Raw genomic sequence first — 2,071 nt, 5'->3', positions numbered from 1 at the left:
GGCGCGAGCGCGAGTTCCTGCTGGGGCGGGCGCGCGAGATGCTGAACTGAGATCTGCCCTGGCTCAGGCCGGGATCCACAACGCCGGCAGCGCCGGCACGCCGCGCAGGATGCGCGCCAGCGAACCATCGGCCACCAGCGCGGTGGCGCGCTCGATCTCCGGGGCGAGGTAGCGGTCCGTCGGCATCGGCGGGCAGGTGCTGCGCAGCAGCGCGTGCACGGCTTCCAGCGCCGCCGAGCTGCGCAGCGGACGCAGGAACTCGATGCCTTGCGCCGCCGCGAGCAGCTCGATGCCCAGGATGTGCGAGACGTTGTGGATCATGGCCTGCAGCCGCCGCGCGGCGAAGGTGGCCATGGACACGTGGTCTTCCTGGTTGGCCGAGGTGGGCAGGCTGTCGACGCTGGCCGGGTGGGCGAGCGACTTGTTCTCCGAGGCCAGCGCCGCGGCCGTCACATGGGCGATCATGAAACCCGAATTGAGGCCCGCGTCGGCCGACAGGAAGGGCGGCAGGCGCGACACGCCGCTGTCGATCAGCATCGCGATGCGGCGCTCGGCGATGGCGCCCACCTCGGCGATCGCCACCGCCATCGCGTCGCAGGCCAGGGCCACCGGCTCGGCGTGGAAGTTGCCACCGGAGATGAGCGTGCCGCCTTCGTCGCTGCTGAACACCAGCGGGTTGTCGGTCACCGCGTTGGCTTCGCGCACCAGCACCAGGGCCGCGTGGCGCAGCTGGTCGAGGCAGGCGCCCACCACCTGCGGCTGGCAGCGCAGGCTGTAGGGGTCTTGCACGCGGTCGTCACCTTCCAGGTGCGAGTGGCGGATCTCGCTGCCGGCCAGCAGCGCGCGGTAGTACTGCGCCACGTCGATCTGGCCCGGCTGGCCGCGCAGGGCGTGGATGCGCGGGTCGAAGGGGCCGTCGCTGCCGCGGGCGGCGTCGACGGTGAGGGCGCCCACCACGAGCGCGGCTTCGAGCACGGGCTCGAAGCTGAGCAGGGCGTGCAGCGCGAGGGCGGTGGAGGTCTGCGTGCCGTTGATGAGGGCCAGGCCTTCTTTGGCTGCGAGTTGCAGTGGCGTGATGCCGGCTTCTTTCAGCAGCGGTGCTGCGGGCACCCGCTTGCCGTCTTGCAGCATCTCGCCTTCGCCCATCAGGGCCAGCGTCATGTGGGCGAGCGGGGCGAGGTCGCCGGAGGCGCCGACGGAGCCTTGCGAAGGCACGTAGGGGATGAGGCCGGCGTTGTGCACGGCGAGCAGGGTGTCGACCACCTCTTCTCTGACGCCCGAATGGCCGCGGGCGAGGCTTGAGGCCTTGAGGGCGAGCATCAGGCGGATCACCGGTGGGGCGAGGGGTTCGCCGATGCCCACGGAGTGGGAGCGGATGAGGTTGAGCTGGAGGGTGTCGAGCTGGTCTTCGCTGATGCGGGTGGAGGCGAGTTTGCCGAAGCCGGTGTTGACGCCGTAGGTGGGGTCTGGGCTCTTGGCGGCTCTCTGAACGATGGCGGCGCTGGCGCGGATGGTGGCGCGGGCGCTTGGGTCCAGCGCGAGGGTTTGCGTGGTGGCGTGGAGGGACTGGAGGTCTTCCAGGGTCAGGGCGCCGGGGGTGAGGGGTTTGGTGGGCATGGTTGTGTGTTTGGGTCAGTGATGGGGTGCCGCTTCGCGTGGATCGTTCTTCCTACTTCGTGCGGGTGCGCCGGGAGTCCGCCCCGGCGGGCGGGTCACTTTCATTTGTCGCGCCAAATGAAAGTAACCAAAGCAAAGGCGCTCTTCACATGGCCGAACTGCGTGGCCTCAAGTCTCCTCGGCCGGTCCTCGCCGTGCCACAGGATCGGCCGCACATCTGCTGCGACAGCACTACTCATCGCCTCGCCTCGCTTCGCTTCGGCTGGATCACGGCAAAGCGAAGCGAGCCGAGACACGAAGCCGAAGGCGAGCCTTCTCTTGGGCCCCTTGGTGAGCCGTCGAGCAGCGCAGGGCTTGGGGGCTGCGTGCGCCAGCACGCTTCGTCCTCTGACTTCGCGCCGCCTGTCTGAACGCAGCGGCCACAGGCCGCGTAGTGAGTTGGGCGCGAGCCCCC

General features: G+C 69.8%; 2 protein-coding genes. Both read right to left on the bottom strand.

What is annotated here, in order from left to right:
* Window positions 1-63: 63 nt before the first annotated feature.
* Window positions 64-1,617, bottom strand: a complete 1,554-nt coding sequence (gene hutH / locus VFL64_RS22485; RefSeq protein ID WP_489542619.1) for a histidine ammonia-lyase — start codon at window positions 1,615-1,617, stop codon at window positions 64-66.
* Window positions 1,618-1,718: 101 nt separating this feature from the next.
* Window positions 1,719-2,071, bottom strand: a 353-nt coding sequence (locus VFL64_RS22480) for a hypothetical protein (RefSeq protein WP_489542618.1), incomplete at its 5' end; no start/stop codon positions are given.

This window comes from Rhizobacter sp. (assembly GCF_035702065.1).
In the GTDB taxonomy this organism is placed as follows: Bacteria; Pseudomonadota; Gammaproteobacteria; order Burkholderiales; family Burkholderiaceae_C; genus Rhizobacter.
Note: the sequence above shows the minus strand (reverse complement) of the source record. Positions and strands in the feature narration are given on the sequence as shown.